General features: G+C 59.0%; 2 protein-coding genes. One reads left to right on the top strand and one right to left on the bottom strand.

What is annotated here, in order from left to right; all coding sequences use genetic code 11:
- Positions 1-551, top strand: a 551-nt coding sequence (locus tag ACOTX2_RS21330; protein ID WP_421625970.1) for a helix-turn-helix domain-containing protein, incomplete at its 5' end; no start/stop codon positions are given.
- On the opposite strand, the gene ACOTX2_RS21325 is transcribed toward ACOTX2_RS21330, so the two are convergent.
- Positions 552-1,031 (bottom strand): L-rhamnose/proton symporter RhaT (locus tag ACOTX2_RS21325; protein ID WP_421625969.1); only part of this gene is annotated, 480 nt, incomplete at its 5' end. It lies immediately after the preceding gene.

The raw sequence follows: 1,031 nt of genomic DNA, 5'->3' as shown, positions 1-1,031 counted from the left end.
GGGCGGGCAATATCCCCGGTTTACATGATGCCAGAGGCGAACCGCACTGGCGCTTAAGCAGCAACGGCATGGCTCAGGTGCGCCAGACGATTTCCCAGCTGGAGCAGGAGAGCCAGAAGAGCGATCCGGTGGCAAACCAGATGTCGGAGCTGCTTTTTGCCCAGCTGGTGATGACCCTGAAGCGCCATCGTTACGCTACGGATAATCCCTCTGCCACCACGCAGGAAGCGCTGCTGGATAAGCTCATCACCCGGCTTGCGGGCAGTCTTAACAAGAGTTTCGTGCTGGAAAAATTCTGCGAGCAGGAGCAGTGCAGCGAGCGCGCGCTGCGCCAGCAGTTCCGCACCCAGACGGGGATGACGGTAAACCACTATCTGCGCCAGCTGCGCATCTGCCACGCTCAGTATCTGTTACAGCATACGGAGCTGATGGTGAGTGAAGTGGCGATGCGCTGCGGCTTTGAGGACAGTAACTACTTTTCGGTGGTGTTTAACCGTGAGGTGGGGATGACGCCGGTTCAGTGGCGTCATCGCAGTCGAAAGGCAGCGTAATCAGTTCGCCATGCCGAGGCCGACGATATTGGCCGCAATAATTATCACCACGCAGCCCAGGCTCAGCACGCCAACCGGACGACGCCCGGCGTTGTTCCACTCTTTCAGCACCAGCCCAACCAGCCCGCCGCACAGCACGTAGAAGCTCATGTGCAGCATCCAGCTCATGTAGTCATACTGCGCCGGAATACTGGCGTGACCCCAGGCGTAAAAGAAGAATTGCAGATACCACATCAGACCGCCGAGGGCGGAAAGCAGGACGTTGGTGACGATCAGCGGTTTTGCCAGCGAGAAGTCGGCTTTTACCGACAGATTCTTCACTTTTGCCAGACGAATGAAGCAAAAGCCGAGGTTTACCAGCGCGCCGCCGCCCATGATCACCACGTAGCTTGGCAGGGCAACGTACAGCGGGTCGACGCCCAGCGCTGCAGCGGCGTCGTGCATCGGTTTGGCGGCGTTCATCGCGAACGACATGCCCGC

Origin of the sequence: Enterobacter cloacae complex sp. IR5412 (assembly GCF_049237385.1) — a bacterium.
GTDB classification, from domain to species: domain Bacteria; phylum Pseudomonadota; class Gammaproteobacteria; order Enterobacterales; family Enterobacteriaceae; genus Enterobacter; species Enterobacter intestinihominis.
Note: the sequence above shows the minus strand (reverse complement) of the source record. Positions and strands in the feature narration are given on the sequence as shown.